We start from the raw sequence: 23,938 nt of genomic DNA, 5'->3' as shown, positions 1-23,938 counted from the left end.
AATCGCGGGGGATGCCGATCAGACGGCATCCCGACCGCGTCGACGGATCGATTCCAGGAAGCACAATCATGTCAACACGCATCAGGGAAAGTCGGGGGCAGGAAATGGCCCTGACGACGGCGGTGGCGGTCGTTATCGTGCTGCTTTCGCTGCTGCCCATGCTGCGCCTCGTCAAGGAGATCGTGGCACCCGGCGGAACCCTGTCGACCGTGGCCGTGCAGGCCGGGCTGAGAAGCCCGGCGACCTGGATCGCGACATGGCACACACTGGTCGTCGGCATCGGCGGGACATTGCTTGCCGTGCTGTCGGGAACGCTGGTGGCGGTCCTGGTCTCGCTGACCGACATACGCGGCCGCGGCGCCCTGGTGCTGTGCTACGTCATGCCGCTGATGATCGCGCCGCAGGTGACGGCGCTGGCCTGGCTGCAACTGTTCGGTCCAGCAAGCCCCTTCCTCAAGCTGTTCGGCGCCGCACCGCCACTGGGCACGAAGAACCCGCTCTATTCGACCTCGGGCATCATCCTGCTGCTTGGCGTGCAATACGGCCCGCTGGTCTTCCTGCTGGTGCGGGCCGGCCTGCGCAAGCTGCCGCGCGAACTGGTCGAGGCCGCACGCGCCGGTGGCGCCGGCTGGTTCACCGTGCTTGTCACCATCGTGCTGCCTTTGATGACGCCGTCGATCATGGCGGCCGCGGCGCTGGCCTTCGTCTCCTGCGTCGGCAATTTCGGCATTCCGGCCTTTCTCGGCATTCCGGCCAACTATCTCGTGCTGCCGACGCTCATCTATCAGAAGCTGGCCGGCGGCGGTCCGGCGGTGCTCGGCGAAACCGCATTCCTCTCGGTGCTGATCGGGGTCATCGCCATGGCCGGCATCCTTGTCCAGGAGGTGATGAGCCGCCGCCGCGACTACCGCATTTCCTCGACATCGCTGCCGGCTGAACCCTACGAGCTCGGCCGCTGGCGGCCCGCCGTCCAGGCCGGCATGTGGCTCCTGATCGTGCTGGTACTGTTCCTGCCGCTGTTCGGGCTGGTGCTGACCTCGCTGGTGCCGGGCTATGGCATCGCATTGACCGCCAAGACGGCGACGCTCGACAATTACCGTTTCGTTCTGTTCGAGCACGATGCCGCAAAGCGCGCCTTCTTCAACAGTTTCTGGCTGTCGATCGCGGCGGCTTTCTTCGCGGTCATCGTGGCCGTGCCTGTCGGCTATCTCATCGCCTGGGGCAAGCAACGCTGGGTGCGGCTGCTCAACCTGTCGGTCGAACTGCCCTATGCCTTGCCCGGCGTGGTGCTGGCGATCGCCTCGCTGCTCTTGTTCCTGCGGCCGATCCCGTTCACCGGCATCCAGCTCTACAACACGGTCTGGATCATCCTCTACGCCTATCTCGCCAGATTCCTGGTGTTGGCGCTGCGGCCGACCATCAGCGGCTATCACCAGATCGACCGGGCGCTGGAAGAGGCCGCGCAGGTGGCCGGCGCCGGCCTGTTCACGCGCATGCGCACCATAGTCTTTCCACTGGTCGCCCCGGCGGCGATCGCAGGCGGCCTGTTGATCTTCATGACGGCGCTCAGCGAACTTACCGTCTCGGCGCTGCTGTGGTCCTCGGGCTCCGAGACGATCGGCGTGGTGATGTTTTCCTTCGAGCAAGGCGGCGATTCCAACTATGCGGCGGCGATGTCGGTCATCACGGTCGCGGTCACCTTCGTGCTCATGCTGGTGACCAATCTGCTTGCCCCTCATCTTCCGAGCGGAGTTCTGCCATGGCGCGATTGACCCTTGACCATGTGACCAAGAGCTTCGCCGATTTCGATGCGGTGAAGGACGTCTCGATCGACGTCGCCGACGGCGAGTTTCTCGCCGTGCTCGGGCCTTCCGGCTGCGGCAAGACGACGTTGCTGCGGCTCGTCGCCGGCTTCGAGAAAGTGACATCGGGCGAAATCCGCATCGGCAGCGAGGTGGTGTCGGCCAAGGATGGCAGCGTCGCGCCGGAAAAGCGGCGCGTCGGCATTGTCTTCCAGAATTATGCGCTGTGGCCGCACATGACGGTTGCCGAAAACATCAGCTATTCGCTGAAGGTGGCGAAGCTCGACAAGGCGGTTGCGCGCCAGAAGGTCGAGGACGCGCTCGCCTTGGTCAATTTGCAGGGGCTTGGCGAGCGCAGACCCGCCAATCTCTCCGGCGGCCAGCGCCAGCGCGTGGCATTGGCGCGATGCCTTGTCGCCGCGCCCTCGCTGGTGCTGTTCGACGAGCCGCTCGCCAATCTCGACGTGCATCTCAGAGCCTCAATGGAGGACGAGTTCGCAGCCTTCCACAAGCGCACCGGCACAACCATCGTCTACATCACCCATGATCAGGCCGAGGCAATGGCGCTGGCCGATCGCATCGCGGTGATGGATCACGGCAGGCTCGTGCAGCTGGCGACGCCGCGCAAGCTCTATCATGAGCCGGCAAATGAAATGGTGGCGTCCTTCATCTCGCAAGGCATATTGCTGCCGGCGGATGTTCTGACGGGCGAGGAGGGCGGCCATTGCAAGGTCAGGGTTCTCGGAGCCGAGCTGGTGGTCCGCTGCGGCCTCGGCGAGCGACCGCGCGCGGGTGCCAAGATCTGCTGTCGGTCCGCGGATCTCGACGCATCACCGGATGGTCCGGGTTTCGACGGCCTCGTCAAGCGGGTGATCTATCAGGGCGGCGCGGCGCGCGTCGAATTCACGCCTGCGGCCGGTCCCGAGCTTACCTTGCATTTTGAACAGCCAGACCCGGTCACGCTCGAGAGCGGGGCTCAGGCGCGGCTGCGGATAAGATCCGGATGGCTCATCCCGGCGGAGGCGGTATCGTGATGATGCTGGACCTGCTCGGCGGCTTTGGGGAAAAGGGCCGTACCAGCCTCGCTGTCAACAACGGCGACGACCGCATCCTGCTCGATGTCGGCATCAAGGTCGGCGCTTCCGGCGCGGAGTATTATCCGGCGCTCAACGGATCGGTCGGCGACATCGATGCGCTTTTTGTCTCGCACGCCCACGAGGATCATGTCGGCGCGCTGAGCTGGCTGTTGTCGCGCGGCTATACCGGCCCGATCTTCATGACAACCGAAACGCGCGACGAGGCGCCGGCCACGCTCGCTGCCTATGCCGAGCCGGAGGATTTCAGGCGCTTTCCGTTCCCGCACGATCGTGTCGAAATCTTCGAACCCGGTGATACATTGAAGAGTGGCAATCTTACGGTCCGGACCGGGCGGTCGGGACATGTCGTGGGCGGTGTCTGGTTCGCCGTCGATAACGGGAAAAGCCGCGTCGCCTATTCGGCCGATGTGGTGCCAGATAGCCATGTGTTCGTGATGGACACGATCCCGCACTGCGATCTTCTGGTCTTCGATGCCTCCTACGGCGCCGATCCAGTATCAGGGACGGCGCGTGCGCGGGAAATTTCCGAATGGGTGGCAAGGCATCCGCAGGGGTGCCTCCTGCCGACGCCTTTGTCGGGGCGGTCGCTGGAATTGATCGCGGCTCTGCCGGGCCCGTTTGCCATCCATGCCGGCATGCGTTTCTCCCTGGAAGCACAGATTGGCGCCACGGCGGCCTTGTTGCCTGGGGTTTCCGAGCTTCTGCGTGTCCGCTTGGCGGGCGCTGTCGACTGGACCGATGCCGATCCGTTGCCGCCGCTGCCGTTGCTGGCCGATGACGGCATGGGCGAGGCCGGGCCGTCGTCGCGCCTGTTGCCGCGCGCCGATCAGGCCGGGTTCCCTGTACTGCTTACCGGGCATCTGCCGGCGGGTTCTCCGGGCGATCTCCTGTACAGGGCCGGCCGGGCGGACTGGGTGCGCATGCCGACCCATCCGACGCTGTCGGGCAATGTCGATATCTGGGAAAAGGCAGGGCGGCCTGAGGCGCTGGGACATTCCTGCGCCACGGATCTTCTCGCCGACCTCAAGAGCCACATCCCGTCACTGCGCACGCAATGCCGCACAGGCCAGCGCATCGCGGTGCCGCAAGGAAGCAAATAATGAGAATCCTGATCTGCAATGACGACGGCATCGAGGCGCCGGGCCTTGCCCGCCTCGCCAACGCCGCCGGCGGGTTGAGCGACGATGTGTGGGTGGTCGCGCCCGATGGCAAGCGCACCGCCGCCAGCTCGTCGCTGACCATTGCGAGGCCGTTGACGATGCGGCGCGTCAAGCCGAACTGGTACTCCTGCTCCGGCACGCCGGCCGATTGCGTGGTGAGCGCGATGACGTGGCTGTTCGCAGACGCCATGAAGCCGGATCTGGTGCTGTCGGGTGTCAATGACGGCCGCAACGTCGCCGAGGACCTCGCCTATTCCGGCACGCTCGGCATTGCCCGGGAGGCAACTTTCTGGGGGGTGCTGGCGATCGGCTTCTCACGGGTGAAAAATCCTGACTTCACTGATGGCGACGACCAGTGGCTTGGCGCGCTGATCGCCTCATTGTGGCAGTCGCGCGCCGATTGGGCGAGCGAAGGCCATTGGCTCAGCGTCAATCTGCCGACCGCCTTGCCAGCTGAAATCCGTCAGCCGCGCATTGGCCGCGATAAGATCGGCCGCAAGGCCGAGGTCGTGGAAAGCGACGGCGATCGCACGGTCATCACGGTTCCGCGCGGGCGCGCCCATGCCAGTGAGCCGGGCGACGAGAACGAGGCGATCGATGCCGGCTTCGTCAGCATCAACCGGCTGAACTGGTTTGGCGAAACGCGGCTGGACGAACGATTTCTGGACGGGATTCCGGGCAACGGCGACGCCAGCTGATTTCAGGTCTGGATCGTCGAGCTGCGCGAGTGACGCTAGCGTTTTGGAGGCCGGCTCGCGAGACCGCAGATCACCAAGCTGTCAGCGGTCAAATTGCGTCAATCCAATGCTTATGCTTGAAGCTGCCGTTATTTCATTCCACATCGGGCGCAATGAATGGCAAGATACGAGAGTGGTTTCGCAATTGGCGATGGGCCTTGGCCGCATCGCTGATCCTGCATGCCATGATCGCGGCGTTCTTGTTCTTTGGCGTGCCGAGGTCCGAGCAGCAACCGGTTCAGCAGGAACAGCCCGTCAATGTCGCGATCGTGCCGCCGCCCGAGAAGCCTAAGCCGAAACCTGCTCCAAAGCCACCGGAGCCTAAGCCTGAAAAGAAGGCTGAAAAGCCACCTGAACAAAAGCCGCCTCCGGAACCGCCGAAACCGCCAGACGAACAGGTTCTGAAGCGCGTTTTTCAGTACGGCCAGAAAGATACTGGGCCGGAGAAATCGCTCGACGGAAGCAGCGCTAAACCCAGCACGCCGTCGCCGGCCAAGGATGAGGCGGCGAAGCCGCCTATAACACCGACGCCTGCGCCGGCCCAGCCCGCCCCGGCTGCAACGCCTCAGCAGAAGGCAGAGCCCAGCAAACCTGACGAGAAGCCTGCCACCGTTCCGCCCGACGAAAAACCCGCGCAAAGCGAGGAAAAGCAAGCGACCGAGGATGCCGATAAGCAACAGTCGGACAAGCAGGAGCCAGCATCGCAAACCGCCGAAAAACCAGAGGTCGTGACGCCAAAGCCATTGGCGGCTGAGACCGGTGACAAGCCGGCGCCTCCAGCCTCAACTGGAAAGGCAAAGCCCAAACCTGCCAAGACAATGGCGTTCAAACCGGCAAGAGCCTTCAAGGCGCCGGTTGGGAATGCTGGAAGGTCAAACCCCACCAACAACGACGTTGCGGGATCACCGATCTATTCCGGCCTTCCGGGCGTCAGAAAGCTCTACTCGCCGGGAGCAACCGGCGATGCGTTCGCCACGAGCTCAATGGATAAAGTGCCGCGTGGGGTGCGCGCGGCCACCCTTTGCGGCAACGTTCTGAGCCGAGAATTGCAGAATGCCGACTATACGATCAAGTGGGTTCCAAACAGCCCGTTGGACGCAGGCAATGTCCTCAATCCTCCGAAAGCCGCCTTCAGCACCAGAAGCGCCTGGTACAATCTGGACTTCCGGTGCGAAGTCGACGCCGATGCGACGAGGGTCCTGTCCTTCAACTTCCATGTGGGCTCATTGGTCCCGCGTGGCGAATGGGCCAGTCGCGGATTTACAAAGTATCCGCTGAATTAGGCTGGCACGCCGAGCCGGGACAATTGCTGGCTATTTTCTTGCCAGTCGGCGCAGACGAATCGGCACCAGCCTCCGTCAGGTGGGCGGCATGGCGGCAGCGAACTGTCCGGTCCCCTTGTCTTGATGGGGCGGATCGTGTGGCAGCGGCTCGTTGAGCCGCCCCTGCGCCTTGGCCGGGCTGGCCCGGGTGTGGTGAATCGACAAGCTACACGCGCAAATCCAATGCCTATGCTTGAAGCCGCCGCTATTTCATTCCACATCGGTCAGGATGAAGGACGAGGCACTGGAACGGCGTCGGTATCTGTTGTGGGGCATCCCCGCATCGCTGATCCTGCACGTGCTTGTCGCGGCAATCCTGATATATGGCCTGCCAATTCCTCCGCAAAAGCCGCAGGAGGAGCAGCCAGTCAATGTGGCGCTCGTACCTCCGCCCGATCAGCCGAAACCGAAACCTACTCCCGTATCGCCCCCTAAGTCACCGGAACCGAAGTTTGAAAAACCACCGGAGCCTAACGTAGAACAACCGCCCGAGCAGAGAGTTGAAAAGCCACCTCCGCCCGAAAAGCAGGCACAGAAGCCCCCGCCGGTAGAGGTCCTGAAGCCCGTTTTTCAGTTCGGCGACAAGGATAACGGCCCGAGGAAATCCTTGGATGGGGCCAGCGCTCAGGACAGTTCGCTGGCGCCGGCCAAGGATGACGCTTCGAAGCCGCCGGTCGAGCCGCCGGCAGAAAACCAGCCTGTCAAGCCGGCAGACTCCGAGCAGCAGGCAGATCCAACCAAGGCTGAGGAGAAGTCGGCAACCGCGACGACGGACGCCAAGCCGACACAGGATGCGGAGAAACAGGCGGCGATCGACGCCGCCAAGCAACAGGGCACGGCACCAGCGCCTTTGGCTGCCGACGGCGAGATCGAGCTTCCCCCATCAGCCGAAGCGCCGAAGTCCAAACCTGCAAGTGCGCCGAAGCCCAGCACTTCTAAGGCCTCGAAGTCTGCATCGCGGAACGGTTCGGGCCTTCCAAGTGTTCGCAGGCTCTATTCGCAGGGCGCAACCAGCGATGCGCTGGCCACCACCTCGATGGGCGGCGTGCCTCGCAATGAGCGTGCTTCCCTACTTTGCGCCAGCGAGTTGCAACAGCAACTGGTGGAAGGTTCCTATTTTCCTATTCAGTGGCCGAAAGTTCCGCTGAAGGGGGGCAATATAATTTACGCTCCGGATGTCGCCTTCAGTACGACAACCACATGGTACCATCTGAGCTTCCGGTGCGAGGTCGACACCGATGCGACGAGGGTCTTGTCGTTCGACTTCCGTGTCGGCGCTGAGCTTCCACGCAGCGAATGGCCGCGGCCTCTCTAGCCTGCCAGTCTAGGCCGGCACGCGGAGCCCGGCCAATTGCCGGCTAATTTCATGCCAGTCGGCGCAGACGAAATCGGCGCCGGCCGCGGTCAGCCGCGCGGCATGCTCGGCATAGGTGTGGCCGCCGCCGGTGTAGCCGATCGCCGTCATGCCGGCGGCAACCGCGCCCTGGATGCCGAAAGGCGAATCCTCGACGACGATGCAGTCGGCCGGGTAGGCGCCCATTTTGGCGGCGGCGAACAGGAAGATGTCGGGCGCCGGCTTGCCGTTCTTGACCATCGAGGAGCTGTAGATCGCATCGCCGAAGAAATGCGCCAGCCCGGTGACGGCAAGGCTGTGGTTTATCCGCTCGACGGAGGACGACGAGGCAACGCAGCGGTCGCCCTCGAGCGCTTCCAGAAACGCGGCGATCCCAGGGGTGGGCTTCAATTCCTCGGTGAACAGGACCTTGGTCTCGGCCCAGATGTCGCCGTCGGCCGAGGCCGGAAACTGGTGGCCCGTCAATTCCCTGATCCGCACGATGATGTCGGACTGCTTCATGCCGACGCACTGGGCGATGATGCCGCCATGGACGCCTGGCATGCCGTGCTTTTCATAGACGCGTTCATAGGCCCTGGCTGCCAGCGGCTCGCTGTCGACGAGCACGCCGTCGCAATCGAAAATGATAGGCCTTGGTCGCGCCACGCACTTGTCTCCTGAAGTCAATTTCCGCACATCGCTATCGGCAAAAAGTCAAATGTTCAATAGTGCGACGGGCTGATGGCGCTTGGGCTCGAAAACGGAGAGCAGTCAAAGCTGGCGCAACGCATCGCTTGCGCGGGAGGATCCGAGCGCCCGTTGCATGGCTTGCCGGGACTGTGCGCGGTCGGGTGTTATCCAGTTCGGCTCGGCACCGAGGAAGCGGTCGAGGAAAGCCACCGCGTAGGCCGGCATCTCGGTGACATTCTCGCGATAGGACCACCATGTGCGCAGGTCGTCGGCGCATTTGTCGATGCTGGGCGCCTTGCCGAACTCCTGTTCGTAGATGGCCGAGATCACCGAGACGCAGTAGTTGGTGTAGAGGAAGCCTTCCGGCCAGAAGCGGATGATTTCCAGCGTGCCGGCATTCTGATCCGTCTCGACGAGCTGCGCGAGGCCGGAGATCTCCCTTGCCGGCGCCTGTTTGATCAGTTCGCGCAGCACGAGGCCGGCGGCAAAGACGATGAAGTCGGCGCGGTCTATCGCGGCAAAGCGCTTCTGCGCCTCCATGATCTCGACCCAGTCGAGAAAAGCTCGGGTGAGCTTCGCCTCGTCGATCTCGTAGCGCACGCCGAACGTGTCCGAAACCACCTTGGCGCTGCCGCGGAAGGTGGCGCGGAACCAGCGCAGCTGCCGCAACCGATGGCGCAGGTCGGGCATAAGGGCCAGTTCATCCCTGAAGGGCAGTTCCATTGCATGCATCCCGTTTGGTGGCAGGTTAGCACAGCCGTGCCGCCGCCGAAATCGGCCGACGGTCCTGTGGATGACCGCGACCAAGGCCAATATCATACATATTGACATTCGCGGAAACAAATGTTCTCACTTTGCTGTTGTCGCGCGCCGGTCCAAGGTGCGGTTCAACTGAGGCTTCGGGAGGAGAACCGAATGGCGATTTGGCAGTGGGGACTGCTTCTGCTGGTTATTGTGTGGGCGCTGCAGTCGCTCGGCGTCTGGCTGCAGATGCGGCACTATTCGGATGTCTTCCGGGGCGTCACCGACCAGTACAAGGATGGCTTCGTCGGAGCCGGCAATTTTCGCGGCCGGCTGGCCAAGGGCACCATCGCGCTTGTCGTGGTGACGCCCGACCTGATCGTGCGCCGCATGATGGTGATGAGCGGCCGTTCCGTTTTCACCAAGTTCAAAAGACATGAAGAATTCGAGGGTGTTCCCCTCGATCGACTCCGGTCCAACCCTGCGATCATGGGGGAGGGGGAACCCGGTGTGGCCGAGGCCGTGAAGCGGGCGATCGAACAGATCGACAAAGCACGGTCGGAGCCGGGGAAGAAGCCGGGCCTGGCCGGCTTGAATGTAGCAAGGGCATAGAGGACGCCGTGCGCCGACTGGGATCAACCGGCCGACCGGCATAAGGAGGAGAAATGTCTGTATTTTCGTTGTTGGCGCAGCATGCCGACATGGCCGTGCACAATCTGCATGTCGCAGGTGCGATGGTCTCGGATGCTGCATTGCATGGCAAGCTCGCCGTCGAGCATGCTTCCGATCATCTCGTTGTCCTTGCGCAAGCAGACAGCGGGCCCATCACCGTCGACCAGTTCAAGGAAAAGCTGAAGGACGTCCAGCAGGAAGAGCAGCTCGGCTGGCTGACCGCCATCGGCAAGTACTTCATCGGCATCTTCCAGAAGGGCGGCGAAGTGTTCGCCGGCTTCGTCACCGGCATTATTCCGACGCTGGTGGTGCTGATGACCGCCTTCTACGCCGTCACCGAACTGGTCGGCGAGGAGCGCGTGCATGGCCTGGCACGCGGCGCCGGCAGGATTGCCTTGACCCGCTATACGCTGCTGCCGCTGCTGGCGGTGTTCTTCCTCACCAATCCGATGGCCTATACGTTCGGATCGTTCCTGGAAGAAAAGCACAAGCCGGCTTTCTATGACGCGGCCGTGTCCTACGTGCATCCACCGCTTGGCCTGTTCCCGCACATCAATCCCGGCGAATATTTCGTCTGGGGCGGCATTCTCGTGGCTCTGCTCGAGCTTGAGAAGAAGGGCGTCGTCGTCGCCGGTTACCATGTCAAGGTGGCGATCTGGTACGCCATTGTCGGCCTCGTCGTCATCCTGCTCAAGGGCATGCTGACCGAGCGCATCACCACCATCATGGCACGCCGCCAGGGCGTCGAGCTGTAAGGGCGGGGAGGACAATCATGGCCAAGACATACAAAGCCGTAAAGATCTCCCGGGGCTCCACCGGCTGGGGCGGCCCGCTCGTCATCGAGCCGACCGCGCAGCGCGACAAGGTCGTCTCCGTCACCGGCGGCGGCATCCATCCCGTAGCCCAGCTTATCGCCGACATGACCGGTGCCACGGCCGTCGACGGCTTCAAGGCGCCGCCGGTCGAAGGCGAGATGGCTGTTGTCGTCGTCGATTGCGGCGGCACCGCACGCTGCGGCGTCTATCCGCGCAAGCGCATCCCGACCGTCAATCTAACGCCGGTCGGTCAGGCTGGGCCGCTCGCCCAGTTCATCACGGAGGACATCTACGTTTCGGGCGTGAAACCGGCCAACGTCACAATGGCGGACGGATCCGAGGCGGTCACCACCGCGGGGGGAGCAGCATCGATGAGTTCAGGCAACAACACTGCAGCCGCGGCGCCACAGCCGCTGCCGAGCGAAGGCGGGCTGATCGGCCTGATCAGCTCGATCGGCCGCGTCATGGGCCGGGTGGTCGGCATTTTCTTCAATGCCGGCCGCCGTACCATCGACCAGGTGGTGCGCAACGTGCTGCCGTTCATGGCCTTCGTGACCATGCTTATCGGCCTGATCCTCTACACCGGCATTGGCGATGTGCTCGCCCAGCCGATGGGTCCGCTGGCCAACAACATCGTCGGCCTGCTGATCATCTCGGCCATTTGCGGCCTGCCGTTCCTGTCGCCCATCCTGGGGCCGGGCGCGGTCATCGCGCAGGTCATCGGCGTGGCCATCATCGGCCCGCAGATCGCCAACGGCACGATTTCGCCGGCGATGGCCCTGCCGGCGTTGTTTGCCTACAACACCCAGGTCGGCTGCGACTTCGTGCCTGTCGGCCTGGCGCTTGGTGAAGCCAAGCCGAAAACCATCGAAATCGGTGTGCCGGCGGTGCTCATCAGCCGCCAGATCATGGGTCCGGTCTCGGTGTTGATCGCCTGGGTCGTCTCACTGATCGTGTTTTAAAGAGAGTAAGGAAATGAGGTTCGCCATATGACGGTTCTGTTGAGAACACGGGTCACTTCCATCGGACCCGAAGTGGCGGATCTTGCCGAAGGGGGCGTGCTCATCCTGTTCGCGGATGGCTCGCCGCCGGAGCTTGCCGAAGTCTCCGTCCTGCACAAGACGGAGCAGGGACCAAGTGACGGAGCGCCCGCCAAGGGCGCTTCGATCACCGTCGGTTCGGTTTCAGCCGTCATAACGGCGGTAGGCTCCAGCGCATGGAGCAAGGTGCTCGAGATGGGCCATGTCGTCATCTCGTTCAACGGCGCCACCGAGGCCGAGAGGCCGGGCGAGATCTGCGCATCGCAGGTCGATACCCAAGCGCTCGTGGCCGCCCTGGAGACAGGCGCGATCATCACCATCGCCGCCTGAACACACGCGCTGGGACCGTCCGGTCTTGGCGCCAAGAGCAATTCCAGGAAAAGTGTGAAACGGTTTTCCGTCCGGAATTGCGTCAAAACAAAGAGTTAGAGCGATTTCGCCGAAATGGCGAAATAGCTCCAGGAAAAGCAGAGTATTTGCCATGGAACGCTCGACCATCGTCAGAGTGCATGAAGGTTTGCACGCCCGTCCCGCCACGCGGTTCGTCAAACTCGCGAAGGGTTTCGAATCCGATGTCGAACTGGTCAAGGACGGCAAGGCGGTCAGCGCCAAGAGCTCGGTCAAGCTGATGCTGCTGGCGGTCAAGGAAAACCAGGAAGTCACCGTTCGGGCGAACGGCGCGGATGCCATCGAGGCCATCGAAGCGCTGATCGGCTATCTCGAAAACCCCAAGGCTGGTCTCGACGATGAAGCGGGGCCGCAGAGCCCGGCCAATGATGCCGGGCCGGAAGCGGCACCCGCGCCGGCCGAATCTGCGCTCGCTGCCTCCGGCGAAGCAAATGGCTTGCGCGGTGTCGCGGCAAGCGAGGGTGTCGCGATCGGGCCGGCTTTCGCGCATTTCCCGCCTGATATCACCGGGCAAGGTCGCACGCTGCGGGCTGAAGAGATCGCCGGCGAGATTGACAGGTTCCGCGCCGCCGTCGCCGCCGTCCAGGCGCGCATGGACCGGGCCTTGGCGCAGGACAGCCTGTCGGCCGGAGACCGTGGCATCGTCGCGGCACTCAGGGATATCGCCGCCGATGACAGCCTGACCGGCGAGGCCGAGAAGGCGATCAAGGGCGGCAACGACGCGGTCTCGGCCGTCATCACCGCCGCGTCCGCCATCGCCGCCGATTTCAGCGCAGTCGACGATCACTATCTGAATGCGCGCGCTGACGACGTTCATGCCGTCGGGCGGCAGATCTGTCTCGTCCTGCTTGGGCAGGACGACGTCAGCCTCGAAAACATTCCGCAGGGGGCCATCCTGATCGCCGACGACATCGGCGCCTGGGATCTGGCGCGCGCGCCGCTGAAACGCATAGGCGGGGTGATTTGCGGCCATGGAGGCGCCACCTCGCACATCGCCATCATTGCCCGCTCGCACGGCATTCCGGCGGTGTTGGGCCTCGGCGACCAGATCAATGCCTTGCGCACGGCGCACGACGTGGCGCTCGACGGCAACACCGGCCATGTGATCATCGACCCCGACGAGGCGACGCGTGCCGATTTTGCCGGCCGTGTCGAAGCGGCGGCGAGCGAGCGTGCCGGCCTGACCGCCTTCAAGACGGTGACGCCGAAGCGCGCTGACGGCAGGGTCATCGAGGTCGCGGCCAATATCGGTTCGCTCGAGGAAATCGAAGCAGCGCAGGAGGCCGGAGCCATGGGCGTCGGCCTGTTCCGCACCGAGCTTCTGTTCATGCGCCACATGCACCTGCCCTCCGAGGACATGCAGGCCGAGACCTATGCGGCGCTGGCCAAGGCCTTCGAGCCCTATCCGGTCATCGTGCGCACGCTCGACATCGGCGGCGACAAGCCGATCGCCGGCATCGAGTTCCCCGACGAGGAAAACCCCTTTCTCGGCTGGCGCGGCATCCGCATGTGCCTCGACCGGCCCGACATCTTCAAGCGTCAGCTCAGGGCGCTGCTGAGGGCGGCCGTGCATGGCAACATCAAGGTGATGCTGCCGATGGTGTCCGATATTTCCGAAGTCACGCGCACCCGCGCACTGGTCGATGAATGCGCCGCCGAACTCAAGGCCGAAGGCGTGCCGCATGCGACGTTCGATCTCGGCGTGATGATCGAGACCCCGGCCGCGGTGCTGATCGCCCCGGCGCTGGCCAAGGAAGTGGCCTTCTTCTCGATCGGCACCAACGATCTGACCCAGTACATCATGGCCGCCGACCGGCTGAACCCGACCGTGGCCAAGCTCAACGACGTCACCAATCCGGCGGTCATGTCGGCGATCGAGCTGACGGCAAAAGCCGGCGTCGCCGCAGGCATCATGGTTGGCATGTGCGGCGAAGCGGCCGGGCGACCGGACCTGATCCCGGCCTTCGTGAAGATGGGGCTGACCGAGCTTTCGATGAGCCCGGCCTCGATCCAGCGCGCCAAGAAAACGATCACGGCCATGATAGCCGGGGAATAGATTTCCGAAAGCGCTGCTGGGGCTACGGCAAATGCGCAAGCAAGGTGGCGAAGACAGGCGTCAGCTCGTCGACCGGGCTTGCCTTGGCGCAGGCCTGCAGAATGCGGTCATGACGGATATCGACCGCCAGGATCGCGATCTCCAGCATGTCCGGCTCCGGCGCGCCGTCGCGACCGGTGGTCGCCAGGCCGCAGGCCAGAACGACCGGCGCCAGGCAGCTTATGTCGAGTGCCCGCTCCCTCGCCATTTCCGGCGCGGCTTCGCCAAAGCGGACCGGACGCTGGCCGAGCAACTCGACCAGCAATGCCGCGCAGGTGGCCGCGATTGCCGGCAGCCCGGCACCCGGCGCGGCCAGGGCCGCCAACAAATCAGCATGGCGCTTGCGCATGGCGGCGTGAGCGGCTGCGAAATCGGCTTCGTGGATGCGGGCGTTTTCGATCTTGAGCCCGGCAAGCACCGCCTTGGCCAGATAGTACATGTCGCGCCGGAACAGGCGCTCGGCACTCAATTGCCGCTCTTCGTTTCCGGCCGGGAAATAGGTGCCGAGGCCCTTTACGGTCGTGCCGTCCACCTTGATCGGACGCTCATGCGGAACAAAGGATTCAGCGATCGACAACGCGTCGTCGACGGCGCTGGCGGCATGGCTGAGCAAGCCTTCGATGCCCTTGCCGGGAAACGGCGGCAGATGGCTGGTCGCCTCGCGCAGGACGCTGGCGTCGCCGCTGCCGTCATGGCGGCTCTGCCGGATGATGTCTCGGACTTCCCGCAACCGGTCCTTCAGGTTGACGCGGACGTCTTCGGAGATTTGTCGGAGCATCGCGGTTCGCCTCGAAAGTGCCGTGGATTGCCGCCAGCAAGGGGCGGCCACCAACTCTACATTGTTCCTATCGATTGGTAGATCAATAGGCGATAGTAGACCAGCATGCAGAATCGGTGACGGCGCGCGCATCCGTCACCGCGGGGGAGGGATGACTTGGCCAGGCGACGACAAATCGACGAAGGTCGGGCGGGAGCCGAAGCGACCGAACAGGTCGTCAGCGAAAGCCGGACGGATCGTCTGAGGATTCGGGCGGCCTGGATGTATTTCGTCGAGCAGATGACGCAGAACGAGATCGCCGACGTGCTTGGCGTCGGCCGCGTCACCATCGTGCGCATGCTGGCGGAGGCGCGTTCGCGCAACGAGGTCAAGATCACCATCGAGAGCGAATTGTCGGAGATCGTGCGGCTGGAGCGCGCGCTGGAGCGGACGTTCGGCCTGCAGCAGGCGCTGGTGGCGCCGCTCACCGCGCCCAATGCCGACCCGATCCCCGCGATCAGCGCCAAGACCGGGATCTTCCTGTCCGATACGATGAAATCCGGCATGCGCGTCGGCGTCGGCTGGGGCAGGACGTTGTTCTCGAGCCTGCCGTTCATCAGCGCCAAGTCGCTCTCGGACTTCAAGGTCATCTCGCTGCTGGGCGGCGTTGGCGTCGCGCGTCGCTACAATCCGGCGGAGTTCGCCTGGCGGTTCGCCCAGGTCTTCCAGGGTGACGGCTATCTCATTCCGACACCGGCCGTTGTCGACAGCGTCGAGACCAAGATCGCGCTGGTGGAGCGCTGCGGCCTGCAGGAAATCTTCGAGATGGCCGACACGCTCGACGCCGTGCTGCTGTCGATCGGCGGCATCGCCTCGGCGACGACCTTTTATCGGGGCGGCTTCCTCAAGGAGGCGGAGCGTGAGGCGCTGGTGTCGCGCGGCGCGGTCGGCGACCTTCTGTTCCATTTCTTCGACCGCAATGGCGATCTGGTCGACCATCCGATCAACAGCCTGGTGATGTCGGTGGATGTCGACCGCCTGCGCAAGGCGCCGATCCGTATCCTGACCTCCGGCGGCGAGGAGAAGATCGAGGCTCTGCTCGGCGCCATGAACCTGATCGCGCCGACGATCCTGATCACCGACGAGGAGACCGCAAAGCGCATGCTCGAGGCGGTCAGCGCAGGCTGAAGGACCTGGTAATGTAATCGGGCCAGGCCCGCTGCTCGTCGAAAACGGCGGCAAGATCCGGTGTGTCCGCCAATATCCCGCTGAGAACCAGTGCCGTGGCGATGCCGGAACCGTTTCCGCCCGCAATGTCATGCTCGACGCTGTCGCCAACGCAGACCACGCTGGCGCGATCGGGCTCGCCGGCCAGTGCCAGGGCCGCGTCGAAAATCGCCGGATAGGGCTTGCCGATGCGGGTGACGCTGCCGCCGAGGTCTTCGTAGAGATCGGCGATCTCGCCCGCGCCGAAACGGGGGCCTACCGCCGTCAGCATGATCTTGTCGGGATTGGTGCAGAAGCACGACACCTGACGCGCCGCCGCCGGGGCAAGCAGCCGGCGATAATAATCGAGGTCATGGCGGTCGCCCTCACTGGCCGAGATCAGTACCAATTCGGCGTCTTCGCCGGCCTGCGTCAGCACAAAGGGCAAGCCTTCGACCGCGGTGCGGTCGTCGTCGCGGCTGATCAGCAGGCACTTTGTCCCCGGGCGCAGCCTTCCCGATGCCGCCATGTCATTGAAGGAGAGCCACGCCACCTCGCCGGAGGAGACAAAATGGTCCCAGCTTCCGGCGGCGAAGCCGAGCTTCAGCAGGCGATCCTCATTGGGCCTGGCGCGCTTGCCGGAGTTGGAAATCAGCACCACCGTCTTGCCGGCGCTCTTTAGCGCCGACAATGCCTCTACCGCGCCTGGATAAGGGGCCCGCCCGTCATGCAGCACGCCGAACTGGTCGAGCAGGAAAACCTGGTAGAGGCCAGCCAGCGGTCCGATACCGTCGAGTCGTTCGATTGTTTTCGCGCTCATAGGAGTCCGGCCTTGCTTGCGCCCCTCAGCGCCAGCCGCGCGGTGCCGGCGGCGGCCTCGTCGGAAAGTGCGGGCAGGAAGTCGACGCCGAGCTTGCGCCGCCGGATATCAGTCCATGCCGGATTTGCGGCGCCGCCTCCCACGCTCCTGACCGATGTCAGCGCCGGCGCGCCAAGTTCGGCCAATCTGCGATAGCCGAGTGCCTCGATCGCCGCCATGCCTTCCAACATCGCCTTGAGGTATTCGGTGTCGTCAGCCGGCCTCGGGGCAAGGCGCGGCGGAAGGGTCGGATCGGCGATCGGGAACCGCTCGCCTGGTACGCTGAGCGGGTAATAGTCGAGGCCGGTCTCGGTCGCGGGATCGATTGCCGCGCTGAGCTCGATGATCCGCGCCAGTGGAAAATGCTGAGCCAGCACCTTGCCGCCGGAATTCGATGCACCGCCGGCCAGCCAGGCATCGCCGAGGCGATGGCTGTAGATGCCGAAGCGTGGCGCCGAGATCGGCCGGTCGGACAGTATCTTGATGGTCAGCGAGGATCCCAGCGCCGTGACGCCGTCGCCGGCCGCCGTGGCGCCCGTCGCCAGGAATGAGGCGCAGCCATCCGTGGTGCCGGCGACCACGACCACATTGCGCGACAAACCGAACAGCTCCGCGGCGGCCGCGGCGAGCGTGCCGGTGACGTCGCCCGGCTCGACGACATCAGGCAGCAAGTCCATGCGCATGCCGGTGGCCGCGATCCAGTCCGGCCAGCGGCGGGCCCCGACATCATAGCCTGTCTTCAGGGCATTGTTCTCGTCGCTGACATCGAAGCGGCCGGAGAGATTTCCGGCAATCCAGTCGGCCTGGTGCAGCACGGCCGCGATATCAGGCAGATGCTGGAACCGCAACGCCTTGGCGAGGCCGGACGTCGCGCCGTGGGCGGCGCTCGCATCCGGCGCGTCGCGGGCGATCGCGGCCAGTATATCCCCTTCGGCGACCTTGTCGTTGTACATCAGCGGCTCCGCCAGCGGCTGCCCTGTGGCGTCGACCGGCAGCAGTGTACCCGACGTGCCGTCGACGGCGATGGCGCGGACTGAGGCGCGGTCGATGCCCGAAAGCAGTTCCATCAGAGCCGCCTGGGCCGCTCGCCACCATGCCGAGGGGGCGCGGGGGTCTTGGCCGAATCTGTCGAGCCGGACGGCGGACTGGCCGGCAATCGAAAAGTCCGGGCGCATCGCGACAGCGCGCGCGCCCGATGTGCCGATATCGATGCCGATGACAAGTGGCATCATGTCTTCAGTCCTTTGCTAACCGGCGGCATTCAGCTTCTGGCGATACTGTTCGGCGTCCCAATTGACCAGTTCGTCATTCTCGGCGGCGGTGAGATAGCTCAATCGGGCCGTGACATCGACGCGTGCCGTCACATCGGCCAGGCATCTCTGCATGGCGTCGGCGCCGGCGCTGGCGTCGCCGCGCATCAGCACACCGGCGTCGGGAAACAGGATCGCCACGGGTGCCGCGCCAAGCCGCGCGGTGACTGCTGCGGCGTTTTCGCCGGGCCTCGCCACGACCGAGCCCTGGCCGAGGAAGATGACATGGTCGGGATAGAGGCTGCCGGCCCCGGCCATGCGGCGGCTTTCCGGATCGAGCGCTACGGCATGGGCTTCGACATCCGCCGGCAATCGGTAGGCGCTTTCGCCGGCAAGCGATGTCAGGGCCGCGATGTCGGGTGCGATGGTCGCGCGCGCCGGGCGCGCCAGCAGTGATCGGACGCGGCGGAGCAGCCGGTCCGCCTCGGCGACGGTTTCGGCGGCGACGACCAGCCCGTGATTGCCGAGAATCAGTACATCGACGCCAGGCCGCAGCTTCTCGGCAATGCCGCGGGCAAGCGGCAGGCCCGGCCGGAAATAGGGCACGTAGGCCCATTCGATGCCCCCCAGCCGCCTGGCGACCTGGGCTTCGCCATCGGCCTGCACGGCAAGCGAAATCGTGTCGACGCAGTGGACATGCAAAACCACGCGCTGCGGCATCAAAGCGTGCACCGTGGTCTCGATCGATGGGCGCAGGCCGCGCGAATTGAGCGCCGCAATGGCGAAGCCCTGCGGCTTGTCGGCGGCCGGGTCGCGCTCTTCAACTGCCTTGAGCAGCGGCGCCATCGCCACCGGCACCATGATGTCGTCGGTGAGCGCATCCTTCAGCCAGGTGCCGGACGCCTTGATCCAAAGCGTGTCGCCGGCCTTGAGCGAGGTGTTGCCGCCCGCCGCCTGGGTCATATGCGCGTCCAACCCAATGCCGGCTGAAAGTGCCCGCAAGGCCGCCAGTTCCTGCGCGTCAGCTTGGGTTGCCATGGCGCCTTTCCTTCCACGCTGCACGAAATCCCGTCGCCGGGCCGCTGTTGGCGCTGATATCGCAGATGCGAGCGACTTACGTCAACAGTGATCTACTATCATCAAAACTGGCTTGCAATCTCACTGATGTTGAGTAAGTTGCGCCAATTGCCATGGGAAAATGGCATTGGGAGGAAGAAGTTGAGCGACTCCGGCCGCCAGCGTCAGATCGTCGAACTGCTGCGGGATCGCCCGTTTGCCTCGGTGCGCGAGCTGCAGGAGCGGCTTGGCGTTTCGGCTGCGACGGTCAGGCGCGACATCGACCGGATCGACGAGGCCGGTGAGGCGCGCAAGGTCTATGGCGGCATCTCGGCGCTCGACGGGGCCTCGCAGGCGGGCATTGCCTATGCCCGGCCCTATGACGAAAACCGTGACCTCGCCGTCGAGGCCAAGCGGCAGATCGCGGCCGTAGCGGCGACCATGGTGCGCGACGGCGACGCTGTCATCGTCCATGGGGGCTCGACCTGCTTCCACCTCGGAGTCAAGCTCGCCGACCGCAACATCCGCCTCTACACCAATTCGATGCCGCTGGCCGCCTATCTCAGCGACCACGGCCATTGCAGCCTGACTGTTGCGGGTGGTGACCTGCATCGCGAGCCCGGCATCATCCACTCCCTGACCCAGGCAACGCCCTTCTACGCATCGAAATTCTTTCTCGGCGCACAAGGTCTCAACCAGGAAGGGGTGCTGGAATCGCACCCGCTGCTGGTGCGCTCCATCGTCGACCTCAGCCTCTGCTCCGACCAGATCGTGGTGCTGGCCGACAGCCGCAAACTGTCGATCCACGCGCGCAATGTCGCGCTGCCCCTGTCGCGCATCGGCACGCTGGTGACCGATGACGGGCTCTCCGATGCCGATGCGCGCATGCTGGAGGATGCCGGCGTCATGGTGCGGATTGCTTCCACTTCGGGGGCGATCCCGTGAGGCTGGCGGTGCTCGATTTCGGCAAGACCAATTCGAAGCTGTTCGTCTTCGGCCAGGACGGACGCATTCTCGACGAGCGCCGGACCCAGCCGAAATGGACGCGCAAGGACGGGTTCAGCGTGCTCGAGGAGGCCGAGCTCCATGATTGGGCACTCGGTGCCGTCACCGACGCGATCGAAAACCATGGCGTGGAAGGGGTGATGGTGTCGGGCCATGGCTGCACCTTTGCTCTCGTCGATGACGCGGCGCTGACGCATCCGATCCTCGACTACGAGCAGGAGCCGCCGGCCGAAATCGCCGCGCGGATCGATCGCGGCATCCCGGACTTCTCCGAGACGTTCTCGCCCCGCCTGCCGCTCGGCTTCAACTATGGTCGTCACATGCTGTGGCTGCAGGAGGTCGATCCCGATGCGTTCGCGGCGTCGAAATCGATCCTCGCCTATCCGCAATACTGGAGCTGGCGCCTGGGCGGCCGGCCAGCCTGCGAAGTGTCCTATCTCGGTTGCCATTCGCATTTGTGGGCGCCGCGCAAACGCGATTTCTCCTCACTGGTCGATGCCCAGGGGTGGCGCGGGCGGATGCCGGCCTTCGAGCGCGCCGGCACGGTCATCGGCGAACGGCGCCTTGCAGGCGCGGCGCGGCCGATCGCCATCCACAATGGCGTTCACGACTCGAATGCGGCGCTGCATGCCTATCGCCGGCAGGACCTGGGCCCGCTGACCGTCGTGTCGACAGGCACCTGGGTCATCGTGCTCAATCCCGACTGCCCGCTGGAAGTGCTCGATCGTGAGCGCGACATGCTGGTCAATGTCGATGTCGACGGCGGCCCGGTGCCGACCATCCGCTTCATGGGCGGGCGCGAATTCGCCGTCATCAGCGACGGCTGGCAAGGCGCGATTCCGCATGGCTCGATCCAGCAAGCGATCGACGCCGGCATCATGGCGCTGCCGAGCTTCGCGCCGGGCGGTCCGATGCCGGACAGTCCCGGCCGGCTGGTAGGACGCACGCCCGATGCCGGAGAACGCGCCGCGGCGGCTCTGCTCTATGTGGCGCTGATGGTCGATCTCTGCCTTGACCTCATCCATTCGCAAAACACCGTCATCGTCGATGGCGGGCTGAACGTCGGCGGGCTGCTTGCCGGGCTCATTGCACAATTGCGTCCCGGACAGGCATTCCTGCAGGGCGCCTCATTGGAAGGCAGTGCCACGGGGGCGGCAGCGCTCGCATTCGAGAGCGTTGGGCGCGAATTCGCCGCCGAGGCGCCAGAGCCGGCGTACGCGACGGGCTTCGGCGGCCTCGCCGGCTACCGCGACGCCTGGCGCGATCGCATTGTCGCGCAGGGGGCCGCCGTCAAGGCTGCGGGTGGTGCACGATGAGCGTGACCGCGCAGAAACACGCAAGCAGTCATCCAGTGCTGGAGATGCGCCACATCTCCAAGACCTTCGGCGCGATCCGCGCCCTTCATGATGTCTCGCTCACCGTTCATGCCGGCGAACTGCACGCGCTGATGGGCGAAAACGGCGCCGGCAAGTCGACGCTGATGAAAGTGCTGTCGGGCGCCTATCGTCCGGATGCGGGCGGCGAGATCCTGATCGATGGCGCGCCCACCGCGACCGGTGATCCGATCAAGGCGCGCGCCGCGGGTATCGCGGTGATCTATCAGGAGTTGTCGCTGGCGCCTAACCTGACGGTGGCGCAGAACATCTTCCTCGGCAACGAGCCGCGGCGCTTCGGCATCGTCGACCGTGACCAGTGCAGCCGGCGCGCGAACGAAATCATCGCGCGGCTCGGCGTCTCCTTCTCGGCGCGCGCCCTGGTCTCCAGCCTGTCGCTCGGCGAGCGCCAGCTGGTCGAGATCGCACGTGCGCTGTCGACCAATGCGCGCATCATCGTCATGGACGAGCCGACCACGTCGCTGACCTCGCGCGAGACCGACCGGCTGTTCGAGGTGATCGCGACGCTGAAATCGCAAGGCATCGCCATCATCTACATCAGCCATCGCATGGAAGAGGTCTACCAGCTCGCCGATCGCGTCAGCGTGCTGCGCGACAGCGGCTATGTCGGCACGCTGGAGCGCGCCGACCTCAACGCTTCGCGGCTGGTGTCGATGATGGTCGGACGCGATCTCTCCGCCTTCTACAAGAAGGATCATCGCCCACCGGACGAGAAGCGCGCGGTCGCGCTCTCGGTGCACGGCATGTCCGACGGGCGGCTGTTGAAGAACTGTTCGTTCGATCTTCACAAGGGCGAGGTGCTGGCTCTGGCGGGTCTTGTCGGTTCCGGCCGCACCGAGCTTGCCCGGCTGATCTTCGGCGCCGACAAACGCATATCGGGCACGGTGGAGCTCGAGGGCAAACTGATCTCCATCGGCTCGCCGCGCGAGGCGCTCGATGCCGGCATCGCCTACCTCACCGAGGATCGCAAGGAACTCGGCTTGTTCCTCGACATGTCGATTTCCGACAACATCAACATGGGCGTGCTGGCTAGGGACGCGCGGGCCGCCGGATTTCGCGATTTCAGCGCCGCCGACAGGCGTGCGGCAAAAGCGATTACCGACCTGTCGATCCGTACCCGTTCCGCGCAGGCCAATGCGGGCTCGCTGTCGGGCGGCAACCAGCAGAAGGTGCTGCTCGCCCGGCTGCTGGAAACCGAGCCGAAGGTCGTCATCCTCGACGAGCCGACCCGCGGCGTCGACGTCGGCGCCAAGTCGGAAATCTACCGGCTGATCGACAATCTCGCCAACAAAGGCATCGCCATCCTGATGATCTCTAGCGAATTGCCCGAGGTGATCGGCGTCGCCGACCGCGTGCTGGTGATGCGCGACGGCACCATAGCGGGCGAGGTGGCTGCATCCGGGGGCGAGCCGCTTCGTCAGGAAGCGATCATGGAACTTGCGACGGGAGCGGCCCAGGAATGACCGACAGAACAACGACGAGCGTGGATCAGGCCGCGGTCAGGAGCCGCCGGCTGCGCACCGCCTTCGCAGCACTTGGCATGCTACCGGTGCTGGTGCTGCTGGCGGCCGGCTTCCAGTTCATCAATCCCCGCTTCCTCACCGAAACCAACCTGCTCATCGTCACGCAGCAATCATCGATCAACATCGTGCTGGCGGCTGGAATGACCTTCGTCATCCTGACTGGCGGCATCGATCTGTCGGTAGGCTCCATCCTCGCCGCCGCGGCGATGGTGGCGGTGCTGGTGTCATTGGTGCCTGACTGGGGTCTCCTCGGCGTGCCGGCGGCCATCCTGGCCGGCCTCGGCTTTGGCCTCATCAATGGGCTGCTCGTCGCCTATATCAGGCTGCCCCCCTTCATCGTCACGCTGGGTTCGCTGACGGCCGTGCGCGGCATTGCCCGCCTGCTCGGGCAGGATACGACCGTGTTCAACTCCGACCTGCCGTTCGATTTCATCGGCAACGGCTCGTTGTTCGGCATTCCCTGGCTGGTCGTCATCGCATTGTCGGTCGTCGTGCTGTCCTGGCTGGTGCTGAAGCGCACGGTGCTCGGCACCTGGATCTATGCCGTCGGCGGCAATGCCGAGGCGGCGCGGCTGACCGGCATCAAGGTGCCGCTGGTGCTGCTCTTCGTCTACGGCGTTTCCGGCCTGCTCGCCGGGCTCGGCGGCGCGATGTCGGCGGCAAGGCTCTATGCCGCCAACGGCCTGCAGCTCGGCCAGTCCTACGAACTCGACGCCATCGCCGCGGTCATCCTGGGCGGCACCAGCTTCGTCGGTGGCGTCGGCTCCATCTGGGGCACGCTGATCGGCGGCCTGATCATCGCGGTGCTCTCCAACGGGCTCATCTTGGCCGGCGTTTCGGACATCTGGCAGTACATCATCAAGGGATTGGTCATCATCGTGGCGGTCGCCCTCGACCGCTACCGGCTCCAGGCAGGGGCGAGAACGTGAGTGACCTGGTCGCCGGCATCAAAGGCCGGCTTGTGTAACGCACCGTG

Annotated in this window: 22 protein-coding genes; 16 read left to right on the top strand and 6 right to left on the bottom strand. The window is 64.6% G+C overall.

All coding sequences use genetic code 11. The annotated features are described in order from the left end of the window. Positions 1-68 precede the first annotated feature (68 nt). The 6 genes from AC1VON_RS01010 (at position 69) to AC1VON_RS00985 (ending at position 7,433) form a co-directional block, all read left to right on the top strand. Entirely contained in the window at positions 69-1,772 is a 1,704-nt protein-coding gene (locus AC1VON_RS01010; protein ID WP_483120054.1) for an ABC transporter permease, read from the top strand. Continuing rightward, a complete protein-coding gene (locus AC1VON_RS01005; protein ID WP_483120052.1) occupies positions 1,760-2,836 on the top strand; it encodes an ABC transporter ATP-binding protein in 1,077 nt (358 codons plus the stop codon). The genes AC1VON_RS01010 and AC1VON_RS01005 overlap by 13 nt, the downstream gene beginning before the upstream one ends. Then, positions 2,836-3,999 (top strand): MBL fold metallo-hydrolase, encoded by a 1,164-nt coding sequence (locus AC1VON_RS01000; RefSeq protein WP_483126253.1) that lies wholly within the window; start codon positions 2,836-2,838, stop codon positions 3,997-3,999. Before AC1VON_RS01005 ends, AC1VON_RS01000 begins: the two co-directional genes overlap by 1 nt. Continuing rightward, entirely contained in the window at positions 3,999-4,757 is a 759-nt protein-coding gene (locus AC1VON_RS00995; protein WP_483120051.1) for a 5'/3'-nucleotidase SurE, read from the top strand. Before AC1VON_RS01000 ends, AC1VON_RS00995 begins: the two co-directional genes overlap by 1 nt. Positions 4,758-4,909: 152 nt before the next feature. Next, a complete protein-coding gene (locus tag AC1VON_RS00990) occupies positions 4,910-6,079 on the top strand; it encodes a DUF930 domain-containing protein (protein WP_483120049.1) in 1,170 nt (389 codons plus the stop codon). A gap of 268 nt (positions 6,080-6,347) precedes the next feature. Continuing rightward, positions 6,348-7,433: a DUF930 domain-containing protein gene (locus AC1VON_RS00985; RefSeq protein ID WP_483120048.1), complete on the top strand. Its 1,086-nt coding sequence runs from the start codon at positions 6,348-6,350 to the stop codon at positions 7,431-7,433. Between the two features lie 9 nt (positions 7,434-7,442). On the opposite strand, the gene AC1VON_RS00980 is transcribed toward AC1VON_RS00985, so the two are convergent. After that, complete coding sequence (locus AC1VON_RS00980) at positions 7,443-8,117, bottom strand: HAD family hydrolase (protein WP_483120046.1); 675 nt, start codon at positions 8,115-8,117, stop codon at positions 7,443-7,445. A gap of 105 nt (positions 8,118-8,222) precedes the next feature. Beyond that, a complete protein-coding gene (locus tag AC1VON_RS00975) occupies positions 8,223-8,864 on the bottom strand; it encodes a hypothetical protein (RefSeq protein ID WP_483120044.1) in 642 nt (213 codons plus the stop codon). Between the two features lie 192 nt (positions 8,865-9,056). Here AC1VON_RS00975 and AC1VON_RS00970 point away from each other — a divergent pair, with 192 nt between their 5' ends. From AC1VON_RS00970 to ptsP, 5 genes are all read left to right on the top strand, one after another. After that, positions 9,057-9,494, top strand: a complete 438-nt coding sequence (locus AC1VON_RS00970; protein WP_115140659.1) for a transcriptional regulator GutM — start codon at positions 9,057-9,059, stop codon at positions 9,492-9,494. 53 nt (positions 9,495-9,547) lie between these two features. Further along, positions 9,548-10,309 (top strand): PTS glucitol/sorbitol transporter subunit IIC, encoded by a 762-nt coding sequence (gene srlA, locus AC1VON_RS00965; protein WP_027054143.1) that lies wholly within the window; start codon positions 9,548-9,550, stop codon positions 10,307-10,309. A 17-nt stretch (positions 10,310-10,326) separates the two neighbouring features. Beyond that, positions 10,327-11,331, top strand: a complete 1,005-nt coding sequence (srlE, locus tag AC1VON_RS00960) for a PTS glucitol/sorbitol transporter subunit IIB (protein WP_172348304.1) — start codon at positions 10,327-10,329, stop codon at positions 11,329-11,331. A 27-nt stretch (positions 11,332-11,358) separates the two neighbouring features. Then, positions 11,359-11,739, top strand: coding sequence for a PTS glucitol/sorbitol transporter subunit IIA (locus AC1VON_RS00955; RefSeq protein ID WP_140772543.1), 381 nt, complete (start codon positions 11,359-11,361; stop codon positions 11,737-11,739). 151 nt (positions 11,740-11,890) lie between these two features. Then, on the top strand, positions 11,891-13,873 hold the full coding sequence (gene ptsP / locus AC1VON_RS00950; protein ID WP_483120041.1) for a phosphoenolpyruvate--protein phosphotransferase: 1,983 nt from the start codon (positions 11,891-11,893) through the stop codon (positions 13,871-13,873). A gap of 22 nt (positions 13,874-13,895) precedes the next feature. Here ptsP and AC1VON_RS00945 read toward each other — a convergent pair whose 3' ends face one another. Continuing rightward, complete coding sequence (locus tag AC1VON_RS00945) at positions 13,896-14,690, bottom strand: hypothetical protein (RefSeq protein WP_172348307.1); 795 nt, start codon at positions 14,688-14,690, stop codon at positions 13,896-13,898. Positions 14,691-14,846: 156 nt separating this feature from the next. Between AC1VON_RS00945 and AC1VON_RS00940 the strand changes: the two genes are divergently transcribed. Beyond that, complete coding sequence (locus AC1VON_RS00940; RefSeq protein WP_445299300.1) at positions 14,847-15,857, top strand: sugar-binding transcriptional regulator; 1,011 nt, start codon at positions 14,847-14,849, stop codon at positions 15,855-15,857. Here AC1VON_RS00940 and AC1VON_RS00935 read toward each other — a convergent pair. Genes AC1VON_RS00935 through AC1VON_RS00925 form a run of 3 tightly spaced genes read right to left on the bottom strand, consistent with a single transcriptional unit; the run spans position 15,844 to position 19,022 of the window. After that, a complete protein-coding gene (locus tag AC1VON_RS00935) occupies positions 15,844-16,695 on the bottom strand; it encodes a TIGR01459 family HAD-type hydrolase (RefSeq protein ID WP_483120039.1) in 852 nt (283 codons plus the stop codon). The genes AC1VON_RS00940 and AC1VON_RS00935 overlap by 14 nt on opposite strands. Then, on the bottom strand, positions 16,692-17,966 hold the full coding sequence (locus AC1VON_RS00930) for an FGGY-family carbohydrate kinase (protein ID WP_483120037.1): 1,275 nt from the start codon (positions 17,964-17,966) through the stop codon (positions 16,692-16,694). Before AC1VON_RS00930 ends, AC1VON_RS00935 begins: the two co-directional genes overlap by 4 nt. 15 nt (positions 17,967-17,981) lie before the next feature. Then, positions 17,982-19,022, bottom strand: coding sequence for a class II aldolase/adducin family protein (locus AC1VON_RS00925; protein ID WP_483120035.1), 1,041 nt, complete (start codon positions 19,020-19,022; stop codon positions 17,982-17,984). A 180-nt stretch (positions 19,023-19,202) separates the two neighbouring features. On the opposite strand from AC1VON_RS00925, the gene AC1VON_RS00920 reads away from it, so the two are divergent. From AC1VON_RS00920 to AC1VON_RS00905, 4 genes are read left to right on the top strand one after another with little or no spacing between them, the layout of a single operon-like run. Continuing rightward, a complete protein-coding gene (locus tag AC1VON_RS00920) occupies positions 19,203-19,985 on the top strand; it encodes a DeoR/GlpR family DNA-binding transcription regulator (RefSeq protein WP_483120033.1) in 783 nt (260 codons plus the stop codon). After that, complete coding sequence (locus tag AC1VON_RS00915) at positions 19,982-21,361, top strand: carbohydrate kinase (RefSeq protein WP_483120031.1); 1,380 nt, start codon at positions 19,982-19,984, stop codon at positions 21,359-21,361. Before AC1VON_RS00920 ends, AC1VON_RS00915 begins: the two co-directional genes overlap by 4 nt. Further along, positions 21,358-22,902, top strand: coding sequence for a sugar ABC transporter ATP-binding protein (locus tag AC1VON_RS00910; RefSeq protein WP_483120029.1), 1,545 nt, complete (start codon positions 21,358-21,360; stop codon positions 22,900-22,902). Before AC1VON_RS00915 ends, AC1VON_RS00910 begins: the two co-directional genes overlap by 4 nt. After that, positions 22,899-23,891 (top strand): ABC transporter permease subunit, encoded by a 993-nt coding sequence (locus AC1VON_RS00905; RefSeq protein WP_140772523.1) that lies wholly within the window; start codon positions 22,899-22,901, stop codon positions 23,889-23,891. The genes AC1VON_RS00910 and AC1VON_RS00905 overlap by 4 nt, the downstream gene beginning before the upstream one ends. Positions 23,892-23,938: the final 47 nt, after the last annotated feature.

The organism is Mesorhizobium sp. HAY1-8B, assembly GCF_056868045.1.
The sequence above is the reverse complement of the archived record's forward strand: the minus strand, read 5'-3'. Positions and strand labels throughout refer to the sequence as shown.